Here is a 21,443-nt window from a genome sequence, read left to right as displayed (position 1 = left end):
GCCCCCACCGCCGCCGCGAATGGCGGTCGCACCGCCGCCGCGTCCCGCGGCCCCGCCGCCGCGGCCGGCGGCGCCGCCCCCAGCGGCGAAAAAATGCCCGCCCAACCAGCCGAAGTGCTAGCGGGCAGGGCGGAATTGCCTGATCAAGCCTTTCAGGGACTGTAAAGCCCCTGAAAGGCCCTTATTTCCTTGCTTCTGGCCGAAATGGCGCTATATAGCGCGCCATCTCACACGGAAACATGGCTCACAAGGCCGTCCGGTGGCAGCCGGGGCGAGAACGCTCCGTTTTGCTCACACGTTTCCGGAGGAACCAACCGGAGAATTAGAACGATGGCACTGCCCGATTTCACTATGCGTCAGCTGCTCGAGGCTGGCGTGCACTTTGGTCACCAGTCGCACCGCTGGAATCCGAAAATGGCTCCGTTCATTTTCGGCACCCGTAACAACATCCACATCGTCGATCTCGCCCAGACCGTGCCGATGCTGCACCAGGCCCTCCAGGCCGTCAGCGACACGGTGGCCAAGGGCGGCCGCATCCTGTTCGTCGGCACCAAGCGCCAGGCGCAGGACGGCGTCGCGGACGCTGCCAAGCGCTGCGCGCAGTATTTCGTCAATTCGCGCTGGCTCGGCGGCACGCTGACCAACTGGAAGACGATCTCGGCCTCGATCAAGCGGCTGCGTCACCTCGACGAAGTGCTGGCCGGCGGCGAGGCCAATTCCTACACCAAGAAGGAGCGTCTGACGCTTCAGCGCGAGCGCGACAAGCTCGACCGCTCGCTCGGTGGCATCAAGGACATGGGCGGCCTGCCCGACATGATCTTCGTGATCGACACCAACAAGGAAGACATCGCGATCCAGGAAGCCCAGCGGCTCAACATCCCGGTCGCGGCGATCGTCGATACCAACTCGGACCCGAAGGGCATCACCTATGTGGTCCCTGGCAATGACGACGCCGGCCGCGCCATTTCGCTGTACTGCGATCTGATTGCGCGTGCTGCGATCGACGGCATCTCGCGCGCCCAGGGCGAGTCGGGCATCGACATCGGCGCCTCGGCGCGTCCGCTCGCCGAAGAGCTGCCGGCAGCTTCGTCCAGCGGCTTCCAGGGCCTTGCAGGTCCGCGCGGCACTGCCGACGACCTCAAGAAGCTCCCGGGCGTCTCCGGTGCGATCGAGAAGAAGTTCAACGATCTCGGCATCTTCCACTACTGGCAGCTCGCCGAGCTCGACCACGACACCGCACACACGATCGGCGAAGAAGTCGGTCTGCCGAGCCGCGCGGATGCGTGGGTGGCCAAAGCCAAGGCGCTGACCGCGGAAGCGGAATAGTCAGAACGAACGATGCGTTGGCCGGATAGGGTCCGGCCGCCATTTCATTCAGTTGACGCGAATTCCTGAGATGGACCGCGGCGGGGCAATTGGAGCCACGCCGCGGCAAACCGGCAGGCAAGAAGGATTTTCAACGATGGCAACGATCACAGCTGCGATGGTCAAGGATCTGCGCGAGTCCACCGGCGCAGGCATGATGGACTGCAAGGCCGCGCTGACCGAAAACGACGGCAACATGGAAGCGGCGCAGGATTGGCTGCGCAAGAAGGGCCTGTCGAAGGCCGCCAAGAAGTCTGGCCGCATCGCCGCCGAGGGCCTCATCGGCGCGCTCACGAAGGCCAACAAGGGCGTCGTCGTCGAGGTCAACTCCGAGACCGACTTCGTTGCGCGCAACGGCCAGTTCCAGGGCCTCGTCAAGATGGTCGCCCAGGTCGCTTTCGACGTCGGCGCCGACGTCGAGAAGATCAAGGCCGCCAAGGTCGGTGACGTCACCGTGGAAGCCGCGATCAGCGATGCAATCGCCACCATCGGCGAGAACATGACGCTGCGCCGCGCAGCTTCCCTCGAAGTCAGCCAGGGCGTTGTGTCGAGCTATGTCCACGGTGCGGTCGTCGAAGGCGCCGGCAAGATGGGCGTGATCATCGCGCTGGAATCGCCCGGCAAATCCGACGAACTCGCGGCGCTCGGTCGTCAGATCGCGATGCATGTCGCGGCTGCCAATCCGCTTGCGCTTGATCCGTCCGGTCTCGATCCGGCGGTCGTGAAGCGCGAGAAGGACGTGCTCGCCGACAAATATCGCCAGCAGGGCAAGCCGGAGAACGTGATCGAGAAGATCGTCGAGTCCGGCCTGAAGACCTACTACAAGGAAGTCTGCCTGCTCGAGCAGGCCTTCATCCACGACACCGGCAAGTCGGTGGCGCAGGCGGTGAAGGAAGCCGAAGGCAAAGTCGGCGGCCCCGTGAAGATCGCGGGCTTCGTGCGCTATGCTCTCGGTGAGGGAATCGAGAAGCAGGAATCCGACTTCGCTGCCGAGGTCGCGGCGGCCAGCGGCAAGAAGTAAGCGCCGGAACACCTCCTTCCGGCGTGCCGCCGGAAGCGGCGCCCGGACAAGGAAAGTGCTCATGACTGATCCGGTCTATCGTCGCGTCGTGATCAAGCTGTCCGGCGAATATCTCGCGGGACAGCAGGGTTTTGGCATCGACCAGCCGACCATGGACCGGGTTGCGGACGATCTGATCGCCGCCCGCCAGTTCGGATGCGAGGTCGCGGTCGTGATCGGCGGCGGCAACATCTTTCGCGGCGTCGAGGTGTCCTCGCGCGGCGTGTCGCGTCCGACCGGCGACACCATGGGCATGCTTGCCACCATGATGAACTGCCTCGCGCTCGAAGCCACGATCGAGCGCAAAGGCGCGCCGGCGAGGGCGCTCTCGGCGTTCGTCATGCCCGAGATTTCAGAGCTGTTCACCCGCACTGCGGCGCACAAATATCTCGCCGAGGGCCGGATCCTGCTGCTCGGCGGCGGAACCGGCAACCCGTTCTTCACCACCGATACGACGGCCGTGCTGCGTGCCGCCGAGATCGGCGCCGAGGCCGTCCTGAAGGCGACCAATGTCGACGGCGTCTACTCGGCCGATCCGAAGAAGGACCCGTCCGCCACCCGGTTTGAGCGCCTGACGCATTCGCAGGCGATCGAAGGCGGCTACAAGGTGATGGATGCGACCGCCTTCGCACTTGCTCGCGAGACGTCGCTGCCTATCATCGTGTTTTCGATCGCGGAACCCGGTTCGATCGGCGCGATTCTGCGCGGCGTCGGCCACGGGACTGTTGTCGCCGGCTGATCGCTCATCCGGTGCGCCCTCAAGCGGGGGGTGCGGTGAGGTCGCCGGGATATTGAAGGAGAAACGTGATGCCCACGGGTAATTTCGACCTCAACGAAGTGAAGCGTCGCATGCAGGGCGCGGTCGCCTCGCTCAAGCACGAGCTTGGCGGCCTGCGGACGGGCCGCGCATCGGCCTCGATGCTCGATCCGGTGCAGGTCGATGCCTATGGCAGCCACATGCCGCTCAACCAGCTGGCCACCGTCAGCGTTCCGGAGCCGCGCCTGATCTCGGTGCAGGTCTGGGACAAGTCGATGGTCAAGGCGGTGGAGAAGGCGATCGTCGATTCCAATCTCGGCCTGTCGCCGGCGACCGAAGGCCAGGTGCTGCGCCTGCGCATTCCCGAGCTCAACGAGGAGCGCCGCAAGGAGCTGGTCAAGGTCGCCCACAAATACGCCGAAGCCGCCAAGGTCGCCGCGCGTCACGTCCGCCGTGACGGCCTGGACGTCCTGAAGAAGCTCGAGAAGAATCACGAGATGTCGGAGGACGATCAGAAACGTCACGCCGACGAGGTGCAGAAGGCGACCGATAGCACCATCACCGAGATCGACCAGCTGCTGGCTGCCAAGGAAAAAGAAATCCTCACGGTTTAAGGCTTTTTTCATGCCCAACGCCGCCGCGCCCGTAACGGAAGGACCCGACCGGTCCGAGGCGCCAGCGCATGTCGCCATCATCATGGATGGCAACGGGCGCTGGGCAGCCGCGCGCGGTCTGCCGCGGGCGGAAGGGCATCGTCGCGGCGTCGAGGCCCTGCGGCGCGTGGTGCGCGCCTCGCATGAACTCGGCATCCGCTATCTCACCATCTTCTCGTTCTCCTCGGAGAACTGGTCGCGCCCGGCGAGCGAGATCGGCGATCTGTTCGGCCTGCTCAGGCGCTTCATCCGCAACGATCTCGCGAGCCTGCATCGCGATGGCGTCAAGGTGCGCATCATCGGCGAGCGCAACGGTCTCGAGGGCGACATCTGCGCGCTGCTGAACGAGGCCGAGGAATTGACGCGCGACAATACGCGCCTCACGCTCGTCGTCGCCTTCAACTACGGCTCGCGCCAGGAGATCGCGAAGGCGGCGCAGAAGCTCGCGCGCGAAGTCGCGGACGGCAAGCGCGATCCTGATACGATCGACGCTGATACGCTCGGCGCCTATCTCGATGCGCCCGACATTCCCGATCCAGATCTCATCATCCGTACCAGCGGCGAGCAGCGCCTTTCAAATTTCCTGATGTGGCAGGCCGCCTATAGCGAGCTCGTGTTCGTACCGGTCCACTGGCCCGATTTCGACAAGGCGGCGCTCGAAAGCGCGATCGCCGAGTTCGCCAGGCGCGAGCGCCGTTTCGGCGGCCTGGTTGCGAAATCAGCCTCGTGAGCGAACCCGACGCCGACGCAGCGGGCGCCAAGCCTGCCCCGAGTAATCTCGTGATGCGAGTCCTCGCAGCGCTGGTGCTGGCGCCGCTCACGATTGCGCTCGCTTACGCCGGCGGCTGGCTGTGGGCGCTGCTCGTGACGCTGGTGTCGATCGGGCTGTTCGCGGAATGGCTCATGGTGGTTGGGGCCGGCTCGACCGCGTTGACCGGGGCAGGGACAATCGTCCTCGCCGCGATGGGATTGTGCGTTGCCGCCGGTGCGCTCAAGACTGCCGTCATCGTCGGCTGCGTCGGCGGCGCGATCGTCACGCTGATCGCGCGCGGCAAGTTCATGTGGGCTGCGACGGGATTTGCGTATGCAGCGGCGGCACTGCTGGCCTCGATCCTGGTGCGGAAGGATCTCCTCAACGGTTTTTCCGCGCTGATGTTCGTGCTGCTGGTGGTGTGGGCGACCGATATCGGCGGCTATTTCGCCGGCCGCAGCATCGGCGGACCGAAGCTATGGCCGCGCGTCAGCCCGAAGAAGACCTGGGCTGGTGCATTCGGCGGTTTTGCCGCCAGCCTTGCGGTTGCGAGCAGCTTTGCGGCGTTCGGCATCGGAAGAGCAGTTCCGCTGCTCCTCGTCAGCGCCATGCTTTCGGTGGTATCGCAGCTGGGCGATCTGTTCGAATCCGCGGTGAAAAGGCGCTTCGGCGTCAAGGATTCCAGTCACTTAATTCCCGGCCATGGCGGGCTTCTGGACCGCCTGGACGGCTTTGTCGCCGCCATTGTGGTGGCATGGATCATCGGCTTCCTCCGCCATGGTGTGCATAGCGCCGGAAGCGGTCTTATGGTTTGGTGAGGATATGAGCGCAGTCCCTTTGCGTAACAACAAGCTCGCTGCGTCCGACATTCGCAGCGTCACGGTTCTCGGCGCCACCGGCTCGATCGGCGACAGCACGATGGACCTTCTGCGCGCTTCGCCCGAGCGCTATCGCGTCGAAGCCTTGACGGCGAACAGCAATGTCGAGGCGCTGGCAAAACTCGCGAAGGAGTTTTCCGCGCGCTTCGTCGCGATCGCAGACAGCACCAAGCTCGGCGAGCTCAAGTCCGCGCTTGCAGGCACGAGCACGGAGTGCGGCGCCGGCGAAAGCGCCGTCATCGAGGCGGGCGCGCGTCCGGCCGATTGGGTGATGGCCGCGGTGAGCGGCGCAGCCGGCTTGAAGCCGGCCTTGGCAGCCGTCGATCGCGGCGCGCATGTCGCGCTCGCCAACAAGGAGTGCCTGGTCTGTGCCGGCGATTTCTTCATGCAGCGCGCGGCGAAAGCGGGCGCCTGCATCTTGCCGGCCGATTCCGAACACAACGCGCTGTTTCAGGCACTGGCATCGGGCAATCGCGATGAATTGGTGCGCGTCATCATCACCGCTTCAGGCGGCCCATTCCGGACCTGGAAGAGCGCCGACATCGAGCAGGCGACCCTGGAGCAGGCCCTGAAGCATCCGAACTGGAGCATGGGCCAGAAGATCACGATCGATTCCGCCTCGATGATGAACAAGGGGCTCGAAGTGATCGAGGCGTCTTATCTGTTCGCCTTGAGCCCGGACGAGATCGACGTGCTGGTGCATCCGCAGTCGATCATCCACGGGATGGTCGAGTTCTCCGACCGCTCGGTGGTGGCCCAGCTCGGCTCGCCCGACATGCGCACGCCGATCGCCCATTGCCTCGGCTGGCCCGACCGGATCAAGGGACCGGCGGCGAAGCTCGATCTGGCCAAGATCGGTCAGTTGACCTTCGAGGCGCCCGACTTCGAGCGGTTCCCCGGGCTTCGCCTGGCGTTCGATTCGCTTCGGCACGGGAAGGGGGCGACCACCGTCTACAACGCCGCCAACGAGGTTGCGGTCGCGGCCTTCATCGCCGGCAAGATCCGGTTCGGCGCGATTGCCCGGCTGGTCGAAGCAACGCTGGAAGACTGGATCCGGGGCGGGAACCACGGCCCCATGATTTCAGCGGATGATGCAATAAACGTTGACCATGTTGCGCGAAATAAAGCTGCCGCCCTATTGCCTCAAATTGCCTTAAAGGCATCCTAGATGGTTCGGGGCCAGGGCCTTGCGGCGCTGGATGAGGGAATTCGATGATCGACTTTTTTACCCATAGTTTCAATACGTTGAGCCATGGGCTCCTCGGCTACGTCGTTCCCTTCCTGTTTGTCCTGACCATTGTCGTGTTCTTCCATGAACTCGGCCATTTCCTGGTCGCGCGCTGGGCCGGCGTTCGCGTCTTGACCTTTTCGCTCGGCTTCGGACCCGAGCTGGTTGGGTTCAACGACCGCCATGGCACCCGCTGGAAGATCTCGGCGATCCCGCTCGGCGGCTACGTCAAGTTCTTTGGCGACGAGAGCGAGGCCTCGACCCCATCGGCCGCGGCGCTTACAGCGATGACGGCCGAGGAGCGCGCCGGCAGCTTCCATCACAAGAAAGTCGGCCCGCGTGCCGCCATCGTCGCCGCCGGTCCGGTCGCCAATTTCATCCTCGGCGCGCTGATTTTCGCGGGCATGGCTCTGTATTACGGCAAGCCGAGCACGATCGCGCGTGTTGACGGCGTCGTCGCCGACGGCGCGGCGGCCGCCGCCGGCTTCAAGGTCGGGGACGTGGTCGTCGCGATCGACGGCAAGCCGATCGAGAGCTTCTCCGACATGCAGCGGATCGTGGCGACCAGTGCTGGTTCCGCGCTGGTATTCCGGGTCAAACGAGAGGGGACGGTGGTGTCGCTGACGGCGACGCCGGCGCTGCTTGAGCGTAAGGATCCGTTTGGCAACCGCCATCAGGTCGGCGTGCTCGGCGTGGAGCACAAAACCCAGGCCGGTGAGGCCTCGACCGCTCCGGTCGGTGTCGGCGAGGCGCTCAAGATCGGCGTCGAGCAGGTCTCGTTCATCATCACCAGCACCTTCAAGTTCCTTGGCTCGCTGTTCATCGGACAGGGCAATCCGAACGAGGTCAGCGGCGTCCTCGGGATCGCCAAGATGTCGGGGCAGGCAGCCAGCGCCGGGTTCCAATTCGTGATCAACCTCTGTGCCGTGCTGTCGGTCTCGATCGGCCTCCTGAACCTGTTCCCGATCCCGCTGCTCGATGGCGGCCACCTTCTGTTCTACACGGCTGAGGTGGTCCGGGGCCGTCCGCTCTCGGAGCGGACCCAGGAAATGGGTTTCCGAATCGGGCTCGGTCTGGTGCTGATGCTGATGGTGTTTGCCACCTACAATGACATCCTTCGAATGGCGGCGTCCTGATAGGGGCTTTTTTGTGGCGTTGCTCTTGGGCAACGTCTTGGACTGAAATTGAAATTACGGCGCGCTCGGCCGTTTGCGGCGTCGGGGAAATTGGCTACAAGCGGCTTGAACTTGGGGAATCTCCCAGACCGGCTTTGGGGTTGGGTCTGGTACGTTGATAAGGGCGCGTTGCGCAATGAAGTTTGGACTGCGACTCCGGGGGGGCTTGCTCGCAACCCTGATCATGTTCGGCGCGCCGGTGGTTGCCCCGGTTGGGGCTGTTTTTGTGGCCTCGTCTGCACTCGCCCAGACCGTGCAGTCGATTTCCGTGGAGGGGAATCGACGCGTCGAGGTGGAGACGATCCGCTCCTACTTCAAGCCCGGCCCGGGTGGTCGCCTCGATCAGGGCGCCATCGATGACGGCCTCAAGGCGCTGATCGAGACCGGCCTGTTCCAGGATGTGAAGATCAACCGCGGTGCTGGCGGCCAGATCATCGTCTCCGTGGTGGAAAACCCGGTGATCGGCCGCGTTGCCTTCGAGGGCAACAAGAAGATCAAGGACGAGCAGCTCACCGCCGAGGTCCAGTCCAAGGCCCGCGGTACGTTCTCCCGCGCCATGGTGCAGTCGGACACGCTGCGAATCGCCGAAATCTATCGCCACTCCGGCCGCTATGACGTGACCGTCACGCCCGAGATCATCGAGCAGCCGAACAACCGCGTCGATCTCGTCTTCACGATCAACGAGGGCGCCAAGACGGCGGTCAAGTCGATCGAGTTCATCGGCAACAATGCGTTTTCGTCCTATCGCCTTCGGGACGTCATCAAGACGCACGAATCGAACCTGCTGAGCTTCCTCTCGAGCGGCGACATCTACGATCCTGACCGCGTCGAGGCCGATCGCGACCTGATTCGGCGCTTCTACCTGAAGAACGGCTTTGCCGACGTCCAGGTCGTGGCCGCGCTGACCGAATACGATCCGGAGAAGAAAGGCTTCAACGTCACCTTCAAGATCGAGGAAGGCGCGCAGTACCGCGTCGGCTCCGTCGATTTCCGCACCAGCATCCCGAACTTCGACGCGAGCTCGCTGCGCAGCTTCTCGCGCGTCAATGTCGGCTCCCTCTACAACGTCGAATCGGTCGAGAAAACGGTCGAGGACATGCAGATCGAGGCGTCGCGGCGCGGCTACGCCTTCGCGGTGGTGCGTCCGGGCGGCGATCGCAATTTCGACGCGCACACCGTCTCCGTCGTGTTCAACATCGACGAGGGGCCGCGTACCTATATCGAGCGCATCAACATCCGCGGCAACACCCGCACGCGTGACTACGTGATCCGCCGTGAGTTCGACATCTCCGAGGGCGACGCCTACAACCGTGCGCTGGTCGACCGCGCCGAGCGCCGCCTGAAGAACCTCGACTACTTCAAATCCGTGAAGATCACGACCGAACCGGGCTCCTCGAGCGACCGCGTCGTCCTGATCGTCGATCTCGAGGAGAAGTCGACCGGCGACTTCTCGATCTCGGGCGGTTACTCCACCACCGACGGTGCGCTCGCCGAAGTCTCGGTCTCCGAGCGAAACCTGCTCGGTCGCGGCCTGTTTGCCAAGGCGGCAGTCACCTACGGCCAGTACGCCCGCGGCTATTCGCTGTCGTTCGTCGAACCTTATCTGCTCGACTACCGCGTCGCGCTGGGTCTCGACCTCTATCAGCGCCAGCAGTTGTCCAACAGGTACATCTCCTACGGCACCAAGACGCTCGGCTTCTCGCCGCGCCTCGGCTTCTCGCTGCGTGAAGATCTGGCGCTCCAGGTGCGCTACTCGGTCTACCAGCAGGAAATCACGCTGCCGTCGTATCTGGCGAATTGTAACAACAACATCGGTACGTCGGCGTTCAATCCGAGTCCCGCCTTCGCCAATGCCAACGGTCTGACCCTGGATCCGTCGACCAATGGCCTCGGCTGCTACAGCGACGGTGAGGCCTCGCTGCCGGTCCGCAGGGAACTGGCGAACGGCAAGACGCTGACTTCGGCGGTTGGCTACACGCTGACCTACAACACGCTCGACAACAACAAGAACCCGACCGACGGCTTGCTGATCGATTTCAAGCAGGACTTCGCCGGCGTCGGCGGCGACGTCACCTACCTGAAGACCGCGGCGGACGCGAAGTACTACCAGTCGCTGGTGTCGGACCTCGTCGGCCTCGTCCACCTCCAGGGCGGTGTTTTGACCAAGGTTGGCAGCGACCTGCGCATGCTGGATCACTTCCAGATGGGTCCGAATCTCGTTCGCGGCTTCGCGCCGAACGGCATCGGTCCGCGCGACCTCAACCCGTATGGCACGCAGGATGCGATCGGCGGCACCAAGTACTGGGGCGCTTCGCTCGAATTGCAGATGCCGTTCTGGTTCCTGCCGAAGGAAGTAGGTCTGAAGGGCGCGGTCTACGCCGACGCCGGTGGTCTCTACGATTACCAGGGTCCGACGACGTGGTCGGTGACCAACGAATTGACCACGACCACGCCCAAGAACTCGACCTGTACCGCGTCGACGATCAATCCGGCAACACCTGGCACCTGTACCGGTTTGGTCTACGACGACAGCAAGGTCGTCCGGTCGTCGGTCGGTGTCGGCCTGATCTGGGCTTCGCCGTTCGGACCGCTGCGCTTCGACTACGCGGTGCCGCTCACCAAGGGCAAGTATGACCGCACGCAGGAATTCCGGTTCGGCGGCGGCACGACGTTCTAATTCGATCAGCAGGGCATGATCAGCCGCTGGGAGTTCCTTGCGGCCGGGCGTCAAAAAGATCGTGCTCAATCCATGAGATAAGGCATGATGCGGTCTTGGCCGCTTCATGCCGAAGCCGGACCGCGACGAGGTGGAATGGCGCAGCCGACCTTCTTCAAGAAATCGCCTGAAGCAACGCTGGCCGACATCGCCGCGCTGACCAAGGCGCAACTGGTCGACCCCAGCAGGGGCGGTCACGTCATCACGGGCATCGCTTCGCTCGACGAAGCCGGCCCGATGCATTTGGCGTTCTTCGACAACCTCAAATACGCCGACGAGCTGAGAGCGACCAAGGCCGGCGCCTGCCTGGTCAGCCCCCGCTTCGAGGCCCAGGTGCCGCCGCATGTGGCCGTGCTGCGGGCGGCGCAGCCGTTCCGTGCCTTCGTCGGGCTCGCGCGGGAATGGCACGCCGATGCGCTACGCCCACAGTCCTGGTTCGGCAATGACGGCATCGCGCCGTCCGCCGTCATCGACCCCTCCGCGCGGTTGGAGGACGACGTGATCGTCGAGCCGCTGACTGTCATCGGTCCTGACGTCGAGATCGGCAGTGGCACCGTGATCGGCGCCGGCGTGGTCCTTGGTCCCGGCGTCAAGATCGGCCGGGACTGCAATGTCGGCGCCCGCAGCGCCATCCAGTGCGCGCTGATCGGCAACAACGTGCTGATCCATCCCGGTTGCTCGATCGGCCAGGACGGCTACGGCTTCATCTTCTTCGGCCCCGAGGGCCATCTGAAAGTGCCCCAGACCGGCCGTGTGCTGATCCAGAACAATGTGGAAGTCGGCGCCGGCACCACCATCGACCGTGGCTCCTTGCGCGATACGGTGATCGGGGAGGGCACCAAAATCGACAATCAAGTCCAGATCGGCCACAATGTGACAATTGGCCGGAACTGCCTGCTGGCGGCCCAGATCGGGCTCGCAGGTAGCTTGACCATCGGCGACAACGTGGCGCTGGGAGCAAAGGTTGGCATCAATAATCACCTCAAGATCGGCGACGGGGCTCAGGTCACCGCGATGAGCGGCGTCAAGGACGACATCCCGCCGAACGGACGCTGGGGCGGCTTCTTTGCCAAGCCGACCAAACAATGGTTCAAGGAAATCATCGCGGTGGAGCGCCTGGTACGCGACAGCAAGGCCGATCCGAAGGACGAGGGGCGGGAATGACGGCGGAATCACCTGTGAAATTCGAACTGGTGGACATCAATGCGATCCTCCAGACGCTGCCGCACCGCTTTCCGATGCTGCTGATCGACCGCGTGATCAACATCCGGGCCGACTACAGCGGCATCGGCATCAAGAACGTCACCTTCAACGAGCCTGCCTTCCAGGGCCATTTCCCCGAGCGTCCGGTCTATCCTGGCGTGATGATGATCGAAGCGATGGCGCAGACCGCCGGCGTGATCGGAATCAAGTCAGTCGAGGGCACCGAGAAGCCGCGCGCGGTGTATTTCCTCACCATCGACAAGTGCAAGTTTCGCAAGCCGGTGCTTCCAGGCGATACCATCGAGTATCACATGCGCTCGCTCGGGCGCCGCAAGGCGATGTGGTGGTTTCACGGTGACGCCAAGGTCAACGGCCAGGTCGTCGCGGAGGCCGATGTCGGGGCGATGCTGACCGACTGAGGCAGCCTGCCGCGCATCGCCACAGTTCAAGTGTTGGATGAGGTCGTTGACGCAGCGGCGCGGCTTGTTCAGACGGCTTCTGAAACACGCCGAGATCATACGTCACTGGACAGATCGGGCGCAGTCGCGCTAACCAGCGGAAAACTGAGCAAGTTCAACACATAGTCAGACCTTGTTGATAAGTAAGATCGCTTGATGAGTAAGATCGACCCCACCGCGCGGGTGGAAGACGGCGCCGTGATCGGCGAGGGCACCGAGATCGGGCCCTTTTGCATCATCGGCCGCAACGCCCGGATCGGGGCGAATTGCAAGCTGATCGGACAGGTCACAATCATCGGCCATACCACGATCGGCGACGGCTGCGTGATCTCGCCATTCGCGGTGCTGGGCGGCGCCCCGCAGGATCTCAGCTATAAGGGCGAGCCGACCACGCTCGAGATTGGTTCCGGAAACGTCATCCGCGAAGGTACGACCATGAATGTCGGCACCGTCAAGGGCGGCGGCAAGACGCGCGTCGGCAACGACGGCTATTTCATGAACAACAGCCACGTCGGCCATGACTGCATGGTCGGCAACAACGCGATCTTCGCGACGTCGGCGACGCTCGGCGGCCATTGCGAGATCGGCGACGCCGTCTATATCGGCGGTCTGTCCGCGGTGCACCAGTTCACCCGCATCGGCTCCTACGTGATGGTCGGCGGCCTCTCGGGCGTGCGAGACGACATCATCCCGTACGGGCTCGCCAATGGCCAGTATGCGGTGCTGGAGAGCCTCAACCTGATCGGCATGAAGCGGCGCAAGTTCACCAGGCAGCGCCTCGCGACCGTGCGGGCGTTCTACCAAAGACTCTTCCACGCCTCGGGCACGTTCGCCGAACGGCTGGAGTCGGTGCGGCCGCTCGAGAGCGAAGATCCCGCGATCGCCGAGATCCTCGGCTTCATCGGCAAGGGCAAGCGCCCGCTTTGTCTTCCCACCGTCGAGAAGTGATGCTGCGATGGCCGCGGACATGACATCGGCGGCTCCTGCGATTTCATCACCGGTCGGCGTGGTCGCGGGCGGTGGCGCCATGCCGTTCGCGGTCGCCGACTCGCTCGCCGCGCGCGGCATCACGCCGGTGCTGTTTCCGCTACGCGGCGCCTGCGATCCCGTGCAGGTCGAAAAATTCCGTCACCGCTGGATCTCGGTCGGCCAGCTCGGTCGCGCCATCCGACTGTTTCGCGAGGAGGGCTGCCGCGACCTGATCTTCATCGGCACCTTGGTGCGGCCCTCGCTCACAGAGATCCGCTTCGACTTCAAGACGCTGCGATTGCTCGGCAATGTCATCCGTGCCTTCCGCGGCGGCGATGATCATCTGTTGTCCGGTGTCGGGCGGATCCTCGAACAGGACGGCTTTCGCATGGTCGGCATCAAGGACGTCGCGCCTGACCTCCTGATGCCCGAGGGCTGCATCAGCCGCGCTTGGCCGGCGGACAACGCTAGGGGTGACATCGAGCGCGGTCGCGCGGTGCTCGCCGCGCTCGGGCCGTTCGACATCGGTCAGGCTGCGGTCGTGATCGACGGCCACGTGGTCGCGGTCGAGGATATCGAGGGCACCGATGCTCTGCTGGCGCGTGTGGTGCGGCTGCGCGAGGAGGGGCGTATCCGCGCCGCCACCGGGCGGGGCGTGCTGGTGAAGGCACCGAAGAGCGGCCAGGACCTGCGCTTCGATCTGCCGACGATCGGCCCGCGCACGATCGAGGGCGTCGCCAAGGCCGGCCTTGCCGGCATCGCCGTCATCGCCGGCAACACCATTGCCGCCGAGCCGCAGGCGATGATCACGCTTGCCGACGCCAAATATCTCTTCGTTGTGGGGCTGCCCGCGTGATGCAGATACGCGATCCCAAGCGGAAGATCTTCCTGATCGCGACGGAGGAATCCGGCGACCGACTCGGCTCGGCGCTGATGAAGGTGCTGCGCCAGCGGCTCGGCGACGGCGTGCAGTTCGAAGGCGTCGGCGGCCGCACCATGGCGCGCGAGGGGCTCGAGACTCTGTTTCCGATCGAAGAACTGTCGATCGTCGGATTCGCTGCGGTGCTGCAGCAACTGCCCAAGATCCTGCGGCTGATCCGCGAGACCGCGGACGCCGTGACGGACTCTGCGCCCGACGCGCTCGTCATCATCGACAGCCCCGATTTCACCCATCGCGTCGCCCGCCGCGTGCGCGCGAAGAATCCGGCAATTCCCATTATCGACTACGTCTCGCCCTCGGTCTGGGCCTGGCGGCCGGGCCGGGCGCGCGCCATGCTGGGCTATGTCGATCACGTGCTCGGGCTGCTGCCATTCGAGCCGGAGGAATATCGCAAGCTGAAAGGGCCGCCCTGCAGCTATGTCGGCCATCCCCTCGTCGAGCAATTGGGCTCGCTGCGGCCTGATGCGGGCGAGCAAAGGCGCCGCGATAGCGAGCCGCCGGTGCTGCTGGTACTGCCGGGCAGCCGTCGCAGCGAGATCCGGCATCATCTCGGCCTGTTCGGCGCTGCGCTCGGGCGATTGCAAGCCGAGGGCCGCGCATTCGAATTGATGCTGCCGACCATGTCGCATCTCGAGGCCGCGGTCCGCGAGGGCGTGGCGAACTGGCCGGTCAAGCCGCAGATCGTGGTCGGTGAAACCGAGAAGCGCTCAGCGTTCCGGATCGCGCGCGCGGCGCTGGCGAAGTCCGGCACCGTGACGTTGGAACTGGCGTTGTCGGGCATCCCGATGGTGACAGCCTATCGCGTCGGCGCGACGGAGGCGTTCATCCTGCGCCGCGCGATCCAGGTGTCCTCGGTGATCCTGGCCAATCTCGTGATCGGCAAGGACGTGATCCCCGAGTTCCTGCAGGAAGACTGCACGCCGGAGAAGCTCGCTGGCGCCCTGTCCGAGGTGCTGACGGATTCACCGATGCGCAAACAACAGGTCGAGGCTTTCGCGCAGCTCGACACCATCATGTCGACCGGCAATAAATCGCCGAGCGTGCTCGCCGCCGACATCGTGCTTGCGACGATGCGCAAGGTCCGGCGCTAGGCTTCTCGTTTTCGGCTACTTCTTCGTGCGTCCGACGGCGGCACGGCGGGCGCGCGGCTTTGCGGCCGCTGTGTCCGGTCGCGCGGACATCATGTCCAGCGACGGACCTTCCTCGGGAACATGGAGGGTCGCCAGAAAATCGGCGCCGGCCCGCATGACATGCTCTGCGGCCAGCGTGGCAGCAGCGCGCTCGTCGCCTGCGATGATGGCGCGCAAGATGCCGGCATGCTCGTCCCAGGTCCTCGCCTGGCGCTCCGGATCGGTCGGAGCGAACAACATCGCAGTTCTCTCGCGCAGCCGTTTGAGCAGATCGGAGAGGACGCGATTACGGCCGGCCGCGGCGAGCTCGTTGTGGAATTGCTGATTGAGGCTCGACAAGAGCTCAAAGCGCTTGGCTGCAACCGCCTCCGTCCCCTCGTTCAGCACGGCTGCAATGCGCGCCAGAATATCCTGATCGCGGCGACGCGCGGCCAGCCGTGCGTTCTGGCCCTCGAGCAGCGCGCGCACCTCGATCGTCTCGCGCGCCTCCTCGTCGGTCATGGCAAGCACCGATGCGCCGCGCCGTGCGGTCACTTCGACCAGGCCCTCGGTCGTCAGCACGCGGATCGCTTCTCGCACCGGATTGCGGGAAACGCCAAGCTCTTCCGCGAGGCGTCCTTCGACCAGCCGCTGACCGGGCTTGAGGCGTCGGCTCAAGATGGCCTGGCGCAGTTCCTCAATGACCCTGTCGTGAAGAGAGAGGTAGTCGTCGCCGAGACGTCGTTTCGAGTTTCCCAGCCTGCCAGCCATGAAATGACCTTCTCAACCGCACTGGTTTGCTATGCCGAACCGCGCGGAGAGATTGGATCCGCCACCGACCGAGCGGAATGACCGGCGGGGACGGCACGAAGGTACTTAGACCGCCCACTGCACAGCGGCAAGCCGTAGTCGCCGGGAGGACCGGCGCCGCCCACCAGATCAATCGGGCGAATCGGGCGCAGGGTTCGTCGCGACCGGTCGAGCCCCTGCGGCGGCCGGTTTCGGCGTCCAGGACACGCTGACGTCGCCGGTGAGAAATGTCTGGCATGCCATCCGGTAGCCGGCGGCAAATTGCTCCTCGGTGAGGTGCTTGCGCTCCTTCGGCTTGATCGCGTCGGTATTCTCCCGCCCTTTCTCGATGAGGCATTTGCATGTCCCGCACAGGCCTCCACCGCATTTGAAGGGGATGCCGCCCTGTTCGCGCAAGGAGACCCGCAACAGGTTGCTGTCGACGGGGGCCGTGACGGACTTCCCGTTATTGGTCACGAAGGTGACCTCGATCGTGCCGGTCTTTGCGGAGGGCGGATGTGTGCTGTCGGACGTCACGACTTGCGCAGCTTCGTGTCCATGTGGCCGAACGTGGTAAGGTGCTCCAGCTCGCGATAGGCCAGCTCGGGCGTTGCGAATTTCTCGAGGAATTTGGACGGCACCTGATTCACGATCGGCGGTGACCAGGCTTCGTCAATCACCTTGATCTTGGTGTCCTTGAGCAGCTCGGCGATCACGAAGGTCGCCTTCTTGGTGCCATAGAACAGATAGTCGTAAGAGGCGAGGGGCCGCAGCCCGTCGACGATCTCGGTCCGAAACAGTCCATCCTTGCTGGTCAGGATCACATACATGGCTCACGTCTCCCGTGTTTGCCGGGGATTGCCGCGGCCGGTACGGGCCTCGGCATTCAAGAAATCTGGGCACTCAAGCAATTTTGGCGCGCAAGACATCAGCCGACCTTGCTGGTTGCGACTACGTCCGCGAGCGGCGTTGCCTCCTGCGACAGCTCCACGTCGTGCGTGAGCCAGAGCTGGCAGGCCAACCGATAGCCCGCCTCGATTCGCGCGCCGAGCCGCTTCTTTTCCTTCCAGTTCGGCTCGGGCAGGTGCTCGGCGCCCTTGATGATCAGGGCTGCGCACTTTCCGCATTTGCCCATGCCGCAGCCGTAGAGGAAGTTCGGATGGGGAAACTGCCGGATCCCCGCCCTCACCACGAGATTGGTGTTTTCCTTGATCTCGCCGTGAAAGGTCTGGCCGTTCCTGTGAAAGACGACGTTGGGCATGCCGCGTGGCTCAGGCTTGCAGAAGCGCGCGCTCGTCGGCGGGGACCCTGGTTTCGCTCATGTCGAGCTCGGCCAGCGGAATGTCCTTGGCGACATAGTCGTGATACAGGGCAGTGGTGTAGAGCAGGCGCATCTGCGCGCCGATTTCACAGATCTTCAGGCAGCGCTGCTGCAACTCGACCGTGTTGGCGTGCTCGAGCACGATCTGATAGCCCCGCTCGCCGTGAATTTCGTCCGACACGATGTGAAGGTCGAAGAACTCGACTTCCTCGTCGGTGAACTTGTACTTCTCGCGCAAGGTCGGCGTCTGCTTGCGATAGATCGACGGCACCTGTGATTCCAGCCCGACCACGAGGCCTGCGACCGCGACGATCGGGTCCTCGCGCATTGCCACCGCATAGCACCAGCTTTGCAGCCCGCGCGTTGTCGCGGTCATGTTATCAGGGTTCTTGACGCGTTCCGCGGTCGTGCCGCACGCTTCGGCGAAGCGGATCAGCAGATCGGTGTGGCGGTCGCCTCCGATCTCCTCCTCGTACATGTTGGCAAGCAGGAAATCCTTGGCTTCCTGATACTGCTCCGGCATGCGCGCATAGATGTAGCCGAGGTAGTCCGCGAATGGGCCGACATAGTGGTAGTGGTTCTCCGCCCATGACGCCAGATGCGCCCGGCTCAGCTTGCCGCTCGCCCATGCGATGCTGAAGGGCGCCTTGTTGGCGCTCTTGCCCTTGATTGCATTTTCGAGGGCCGTGCGGAATTCCACGTGATTCATCAGCTTTTGCATTGTTGCGCTCCTCTGTCGCCGAAAGCGTGGGCCGGATTGGTCGCGGCCGTCTGGCTCATGCAATAAAAGTATACAGTATACAATTTTTATCGAGCGTCAACGCGCTAGCCATGAGAAAGCCTCCTCTAGTTCCGTCATCATTGTCTTTTTCTCTCATAAATCAGTTGGTTAGCGGCTTAATGCTTCTGACTATCAGGCGCCTATGCAGGATAGTTCGCAGTTTGTTATTGCATTTCTAGAATACAGTATACAGAATTGGGTGCTGCTTGGGGAGCGCATCGCATGACATTGCCGCAAGTACCGATCGTCGCCGCACACTGGGTCTACCTGTTCGGTGTGGCCCTCATCGTCCTGACAATGATCTGGCGTGCCAACGTGGTGGTGCCGTCGGTCCTTGCAACGTTCCTGGTCGCGCTGGCCTGGACGCACAGTCCGATTGCCGCACTCGGAAGCATTTTCAATGCCAGCTTCACGGCTGCGAAGGAGCTGTTCAACATCTTCCTGGTGATCGCGCTGATGACCGCGCTGCTCAACGCGCTGAAGGTGTTGCGATCCGACATCCGCATGGTGGAGCCGTTCCGCGCCGTGATGAAGGACGGGCACACGGCCTATTTCGTTCTGGCCGGTATCACCTACGTGATCTCGCTCTTCTTTTGGCCGACACCGGCGGTGCCGCTGGTCTCGGCCGTGCTGCTGCCTGCGGCGATCGCGGCGGGCTTGCCGCCGCTCGGTGGCGCGCTGGCGATCGCGATCGCAGGCCAGGGCATGGCGCTATCGTCGGACTACGTCATTGGCGTCGCGCCAGGTATCAGCGCCAAGGCCGCGGGTGTTGCGGTGAGTGCTGCCACGGTTGCAGACCGGGCGCTGGTGCTGTCGCTGATCACCGGAGGCGTCGCGTTGCTGCTGGGCTATTTCGCCATCCGCAAGTTCGTCACCAAGCCGGATGACAGACTGCTCGAGCGCTGGCAGGCGCAGTCCAGCAACGGCGACCTCGCGCGCATCGCGCAAGAGGGGACCTTCGACAAGGTCGAGATCGCCCGAGGCACTGCCGGCGACCAGACGCCGCTCGCGAGCCAGGCGCAGATCGACAAAGCGCTTGCCGCGGTTCCCGGCCCTCGCGAAAAATGGTCAAAGATCTTCGCGGTGGTGACGCCGCTCGCCTTCCTGGGTGTCATTGTCGTGATGGTGCTTGCCAAGCTCGGCATCGGCCATGACCTCAAGGGCGGCGATGCCGCGGCACTGGTCGGCGGCGTCGCCGCCGTGCTGATGATCTGCGCCTCATTCGTCACCGACCCGTTGCGCAAATTCCTCGATACCAGCGCCGATCACGTCACGGAGGGCTTCATCTTCGCATTCAAGGCCATGGGGTCCGTGCTGCCGATCGCTGGCTTCTTCTTCCTCGGCGCCGAGCAAGGATTGTCGGCGCCGATTCTTGGCGTCCCCGCGGCTCAGGCACCCAATCTTCTGTTCGAACTGGTTCAGGCTGCGCAGCATTGGATTCCGGCGAACCAGGTCTTCGTCGCGTTCGGCGTGCTGATCACCGGCATGATCACAGGGATCGACGGATCGGGTTTCGCCGGTCTGCCGCTCACCGGGTCGCTGTCGGGCGCGCTGGCGCCGACCGTTGGCCTCGATCCCGCGACACTCGCGGCCGTCGGCCAGATGGGCGCGGTGTGGACAGGCGGGGGCACGCTGGTGGCGTGGTCGTCCCTGATCGCGGTGGCCGGGTTCGCGCGCGTGCCGGTCTTCCAGATCGTTCAGACGGTGATGGGACCGGTGCTGGCGGGGTTGGTAACCTCGACCATCTGCTCAGTCCTGATCTGGCATTGAAGAAAGTTCAGCCATCATGAGCAATCTTGCGATGACGCCTGCCCACGGTTCCGAAGCTAGCCACCCACAGATCGAGGAATTTCCGAACCTCATCAATGGCGAGCACTTGCGGGGCGTTGCGAAGCCATTCGACAACACCAATCCCGCCGACACGTCCGATATCGTCGGTCGCTTCCAGGCGTCGACGGCAGCCGAGGCGAAGCTCGCGGTGAACGCGGCTGTGGCCGCGTGCGAGCGCTGGAGGAAAACACCGGTCTCGGCGCGCGCAGACATCCTCAATCGTGCGGCCGATCGTCTCGAGGTGGACGCCGAGCAGATTGCACGAGAGATGACGCGCGAAATGGGCAAGGCGCTCAACCTCGCCAGGGACGAGGTCCTGCGCTCGGCACAGACGTTGCGATTCTATGCCGTCGAAGGCCAGTCGCTGGTGGGCGAGGTCTTTCCGAATGACGATCCCGACATGACGGTCTACACGCTGCGCGAGCCGCTCGGCGTCGTGTCGGTCATCACGCCGTGGAATTTTCCCATTTCGATCCCGGCCCGCAAGATCGCCCCTGCGCTCATGACCGGTAATACGGTCGTGTTCAAACCGTCGTCGGATGCGCCGCTAAGCGGCTATCGACTTGCCGAGGCTCTGGCGGCGGCTGGCCTGCCCAAGGGCGTCCTGAACTTCATCACCGGTTCGGCCGGCGAGATCGGCTCCGCCATCACCACAGCGCCCGAGATCCGTGCCATTTCCTTCACCGGATCGACGGCGGCGGGTGAACAGATTTGCCGGGCGGTCAGCTTCACGACGCGCACGCAGATGGAGCTTGGCGGCAAGAATCCGTTGATCGTGATGGACGATGCCGATCTCGACAAGGCGGTCGACCTGACTGTGAGAGGCGGCCTGTCGCTTGCCGGCCAGGCTTGCACCGGCACCAGCCGCGTGCTGGTCATGAAGCAGGTGCGTACCGACTTCACGGAGCGGCTGATTGGCCGGGTCAAGGCCTTGAAGATCGGCAGCGGCCTTACGGCTGGAATGGATCTCGGGCCGCTCGCCACCGCGAGGCAGCTTGAGACGGTGCTGCGCTATATCGCGATCGGCAAGCGGGAGGCGACGCTCCTCTGCGGCGGCGAGCGCCTCACCGGCGCCGGCTACGATCGCGGCTACTATGTCGCACCGGCGATCTTTACCGATGTCACGCAGCAGATGACGATCGCGCGTGAGGAAATCTTCGGTCCCGTCATCGCGATCATCGAGGTCGAATCCTATGCCGACGCCATCGCCAAGGCCAACGACACCGAATACGGCTTGTCGGCCGCGATCGCGACGCGAAACCCGCGCATCATGCACGATTTCGCCAATGACATTCAGTCGGGAACCGTCAAGATCAACCGCACCACGACCGGCAATCTGATCAATGCGCCGTTCGGAGGCTTGAAGCGGTCGAGTACATCGACATTCCGCGAGTCCGGCCGCGCCGGACTCGAGTTCTACACGCAGATCAAGACCGTGTATCGCGGATGCTGAATGACAC

Annotated in this window: 21 protein-coding genes; 16 read left to right on the top strand and 5 right to left on the bottom strand. The window is 63.9% G+C overall.

Going from position 1 to position 21,443, the window contains the following annotated elements; translation table 11 throughout:
• Positions 1-330: 330 nt before the first annotated feature.
• The 14 genes from XH88_RS39030 to lpxB all read left to right on the top strand — a co-directional run bounded on the left by XH88_RS39030 (position 331) and on the right by lpxB (position 15,244).
• Positions 331-1,326 (top strand): 30S ribosomal protein S2, encoded by a 996-nt coding sequence (locus XH88_RS39030; RefSeq protein ID WP_271673460.1) that lies wholly within the window; start codon positions 331-333, stop codon positions 1,324-1,326.
• A gap of 136 nt (positions 1,327-1,462) precedes the next feature.
• Positions 1,463-2,386 (top strand): translation elongation factor Ts, encoded by a 924-nt coding sequence (gene tsf, locus XH88_RS39025; protein ID WP_271673459.1) that lies wholly within the window; start codon positions 1,463-1,465, stop codon positions 2,384-2,386.
• A 61-nt stretch (positions 2,387-2,447) separates the two neighbouring features.
• On the top strand, positions 2,448-3,164 hold the full coding sequence (pyrH, locus tag XH88_RS39020) for a UMP kinase (RefSeq protein WP_271673458.1): 717 nt from the start codon (positions 2,448-2,450) through the stop codon (positions 3,162-3,164).
• Between the two features lie 68 nt (positions 3,165-3,232).
• Positions 3,233-3,796 carry a ribosome recycling factor gene (gene frr / locus XH88_RS39015; RefSeq protein WP_271673457.1) on the top strand — a complete coding sequence of 188 codons (564 nt, stop codon included), beginning with the start codon at positions 3,233-3,235 and terminating at the stop codon, positions 3,794-3,796.
• A 10-nt stretch (positions 3,797-3,806) separates the two neighbouring features.
• On the top strand, positions 3,807-4,565 hold the full coding sequence (locus XH88_RS39010; protein ID WP_271673456.1) for an isoprenyl transferase: 759 nt from the start codon (positions 3,807-3,809) through the stop codon (positions 4,563-4,565).
• On the top strand, positions 4,562-5,404 hold the full coding sequence (locus XH88_RS39005) for a phosphatidate cytidylyltransferase (RefSeq protein ID WP_271673455.1): 843 nt from the start codon (positions 4,562-4,564) through the stop codon (positions 5,402-5,404). The genes XH88_RS39010 and XH88_RS39005 overlap by 4 nt, the downstream gene beginning before the upstream one ends.
• Before the next feature lie 4 nt (positions 5,405-5,408).
• On the top strand, positions 5,409-6,632 hold the full coding sequence (dxr, locus tag XH88_RS39000; protein WP_271673454.1) for a 1-deoxy-D-xylulose-5-phosphate reductoisomerase: 1,224 nt from the start codon (positions 5,409-5,411) through the stop codon (positions 6,630-6,632).
• A gap of 44 nt (positions 6,633-6,676) precedes the next feature.
• Positions 6,677-7,828, top strand: coding sequence for an RIP metalloprotease RseP (gene rseP, locus XH88_RS38995; RefSeq protein ID WP_271673453.1), 1,152 nt, complete (start codon positions 6,677-6,679; stop codon positions 7,826-7,828).
• A 175-nt stretch (positions 7,829-8,003) separates the two neighbouring features.
• Complete coding sequence (gene bamA, locus XH88_RS38990; protein ID WP_271673452.1) at positions 8,004-10,544, top strand: outer membrane protein assembly factor BamA; 2,541 nt, start codon at positions 8,004-8,006, stop codon at positions 10,542-10,544.
• A gap of 135 nt (positions 10,545-10,679) precedes the next feature.
• On the top strand, positions 10,680-11,747 hold the full coding sequence (gene lpxD, locus XH88_RS38985; RefSeq protein ID WP_271673451.1) for a UDP-3-O-(3-hydroxymyristoyl)glucosamine N-acyltransferase: 1,068 nt from the start codon (positions 10,680-10,682) through the stop codon (positions 11,745-11,747).
• The gene (fabZ, locus tag XH88_RS38980) at positions 11,744-12,205 is read left to right on the top strand and encodes a 3-hydroxyacyl-ACP dehydratase FabZ (protein ID WP_024341283.1); all 462 of its coding nucleotides are present in this window, start codon (positions 11,744-11,746) and stop codon (positions 12,203-12,205) included. The genes lpxD and fabZ overlap by 4 nt, the downstream gene beginning before the upstream one ends.
• Positions 12,206-12,400: 195 nt before the next feature.
• The gene (gene lpxA, locus XH88_RS38975; RefSeq protein ID WP_271673450.1) at positions 12,401-13,192 is read left to right on the top strand and encodes an acyl-ACP--UDP-N-acetylglucosamine O-acyltransferase; all 792 of its coding nucleotides are present in this window, start codon (positions 12,401-12,403) and stop codon (positions 13,190-13,192) included.
• 19 nt (positions 13,193-13,211) lie between these two features.
• Entirely contained in the window at positions 13,212-14,069 is an 858-nt protein-coding gene (locus XH88_RS38970) for an LpxI family protein (RefSeq protein ID WP_271673471.1), read from the top strand.
• Complete coding sequence (gene lpxB, locus XH88_RS38965) at positions 14,066-15,244, top strand: lipid-A-disaccharide synthase (protein ID WP_271673449.1); 1,179 nt, start codon at positions 14,066-14,068, stop codon at positions 15,242-15,244. Before XH88_RS38970 ends, lpxB begins: the two co-directional genes overlap by 4 nt.
• A 15-nt stretch (positions 15,245-15,259) precedes the next feature.
• On the opposite strand, the gene XH88_RS38960 is transcribed toward lpxB, so the two are convergent.
• The 5 genes from XH88_RS38960 to XH88_RS38940 all read right to left on the bottom strand — a co-directional run bounded on the left by XH88_RS38960 (position 15,260) and on the right by XH88_RS38940 (position 18,093).
• Positions 15,260-16,033, bottom strand: coding sequence for a GntR family transcriptional regulator (locus XH88_RS38960; RefSeq protein ID WP_271673448.1), 774 nt, complete (start codon positions 16,031-16,033; stop codon positions 15,260-15,262).
• Positions 16,034-16,201: 168 nt separating this feature from the next.
• Entirely contained in the window at positions 16,202-16,588 is a 387-nt protein-coding gene (locus XH88_RS38955; RefSeq protein ID WP_271673447.1) for a 2Fe-2S iron-sulfur cluster binding domain-containing protein, read from the bottom strand.
• Complete coding sequence (locus tag XH88_RS38950) at positions 16,585-16,881, bottom strand: ferredoxin (protein ID WP_188105137.1); 297 nt, start codon at positions 16,879-16,881, stop codon at positions 16,585-16,587. Before XH88_RS38950 ends, XH88_RS38955 begins: the two co-directional genes overlap by 4 nt.
• Before the next feature lie 98 nt (positions 16,882-16,979).
• Positions 16,980-17,312, bottom strand: a complete 333-nt coding sequence (locus XH88_RS38945; RefSeq protein ID WP_271673446.1) for a 2Fe-2S iron-sulfur cluster-binding protein — start codon at positions 17,310-17,312, stop codon at positions 16,980-16,982.
• Positions 17,313-17,322: 10 nt separating this feature from the next.
• On the bottom strand, positions 17,323-18,093 hold the full coding sequence (locus tag XH88_RS38940; protein WP_271673445.1) for a TenA family transcriptional regulator: 771 nt from the start codon (positions 18,091-18,093) through the stop codon (positions 17,323-17,325).
• A gap of 282 nt (positions 18,094-18,375) precedes the next feature.
• On the opposite strand from XH88_RS38940, the gene XH88_RS38935 reads away from it, so the two are divergent.
• On the top strand, positions 18,376-19,923 hold the full coding sequence (locus XH88_RS38935) for a hypothetical protein (protein WP_271673444.1): 1,548 nt from the start codon (positions 18,376-18,378) through the stop codon (positions 19,921-19,923).
• Between the two features lie 16 nt (positions 19,924-19,939).
• Positions 19,940-21,436, top strand: a complete 1,497-nt coding sequence (locus XH88_RS38930; RefSeq protein ID WP_271673443.1) for an aldehyde dehydrogenase family protein — start codon at positions 19,940-19,942, stop codon at positions 21,434-21,436.
• Positions 21,437-21,443 lie beyond the last annotated feature (7 nt).

Source organism: Bradyrhizobium sp. CCBAU 51627 (genome assembly GCF_028128765.1).
Taxonomy (GTDB): Bacteria; Pseudomonadota; Alphaproteobacteria; order Rhizobiales; family Xanthobacteraceae; genus Bradyrhizobium.
This window is presented reverse-complemented; position numbering and strand designations above follow the sequence as displayed.

Bases quoted from the DNA above. Each gene is read 5' to 3' on its own strand.
- XH88_RS39030 (WP_271673460.1), top strand. From the start codon at position 331: ATGGCACTGCCCGATTTCACTATGCGTCAGCTGCTCGAGGCTGGCGTG.
- tsf (WP_271673459.1), top strand. From the start codon at position 1,463: ATGGCAACGATCACAGCTGCGATGGTCAAGGATCTGCGCGAGTCCACC.
- pyrH (WP_271673458.1), top strand. From the start codon at position 2,448: ATGACTGATCCGGTCTATCGTCGCGTCGTGATCAAGCTGTCCGGCGAA.
- frr (WP_271673457.1), top strand. From the start codon at position 3,233: ATGCCCACGGGTAATTTCGACCTCAACGAAGTGAAGCGTCGCATGCAG.
- XH88_RS39010 (WP_271673456.1), top strand. From the start codon at position 3,807: ATGCCCAACGCCGCCGCGCCCGTAACGGAAGGACCCGACCGGTCCGAG.
- dxr (WP_271673454.1), top strand. From the start codon at position 5,409: ATGAGCGCAGTCCCTTTGCGTAACAACAAGCTCGCTGCGTCCGACATT.
- rseP (WP_271673453.1), top strand. From the start codon at position 6,677: ATGATCGACTTTTTTACCCATAGTTTCAATACGTTGAGCCATGGGCTC.
- bamA (WP_271673452.1), top strand. From the start codon at position 8,004: ATGAAGTTTGGACTGCGACTCCGGGGGGGCTTGCTCGCAACCCTGATC.
- lpxD (WP_271673451.1), top strand. From the start codon at position 10,680: ATGGCGCAGCCGACCTTCTTCAAGAAATCGCCTGAAGCAACGCTGGCC.
- fabZ (WP_024341283.1), top strand. From the start codon at position 11,744: ATGACGGCGGAATCACCTGTGAAATTCGAACTGGTGGACATCAATGCG.
- lpxA (WP_271673450.1), top strand. From the start codon at position 12,401: ATGAGTAAGATCGACCCCACCGCGCGGGTGGAAGACGGCGCCGTGATC.
- XH88_RS38970 (WP_271673471.1), top strand. From the start codon at position 13,212: ATGACATCGGCGGCTCCTGCGATTTCATCACCGGTCGGCGTGGTCGCG.
- XH88_RS38960 (WP_271673448.1), bottom strand. From the start codon at position 16,033: ATGGCTGGCAGGCTGGGAAACTCGAAACGACGTCTCGGCGACGACTAC.
- XH88_RS38950 (WP_188105137.1), bottom strand. From the start codon at position 16,881: ATGTATGTGATCCTGACCAGCAAGGATGGACTGTTTCGGACCGAGATC.
- XH88_RS38945 (WP_271673446.1), bottom strand. From the start codon at position 17,312: ATGCCCAACGTCGTCTTTCACAGGAACGGCCAGACCTTTCACGGCGAG.
- XH88_RS38940 (WP_271673445.1), bottom strand. From the start codon at position 18,093: ATGCAAAAGCTGATGAATCACGTGGAATTCCGCACGGCCCTCGAAAAT.
- XH88_RS38935 (WP_271673444.1), top strand. From the start codon at position 18,376: ATGACATTGCCGCAAGTACCGATCGTCGCCGCACACTGGGTCTACCTG.
- XH88_RS38930 (WP_271673443.1), top strand. From the start codon at position 19,940: ATGAGCAATCTTGCGATGACGCCTGCCCACGGTTCCGAAGCTAGCCAC.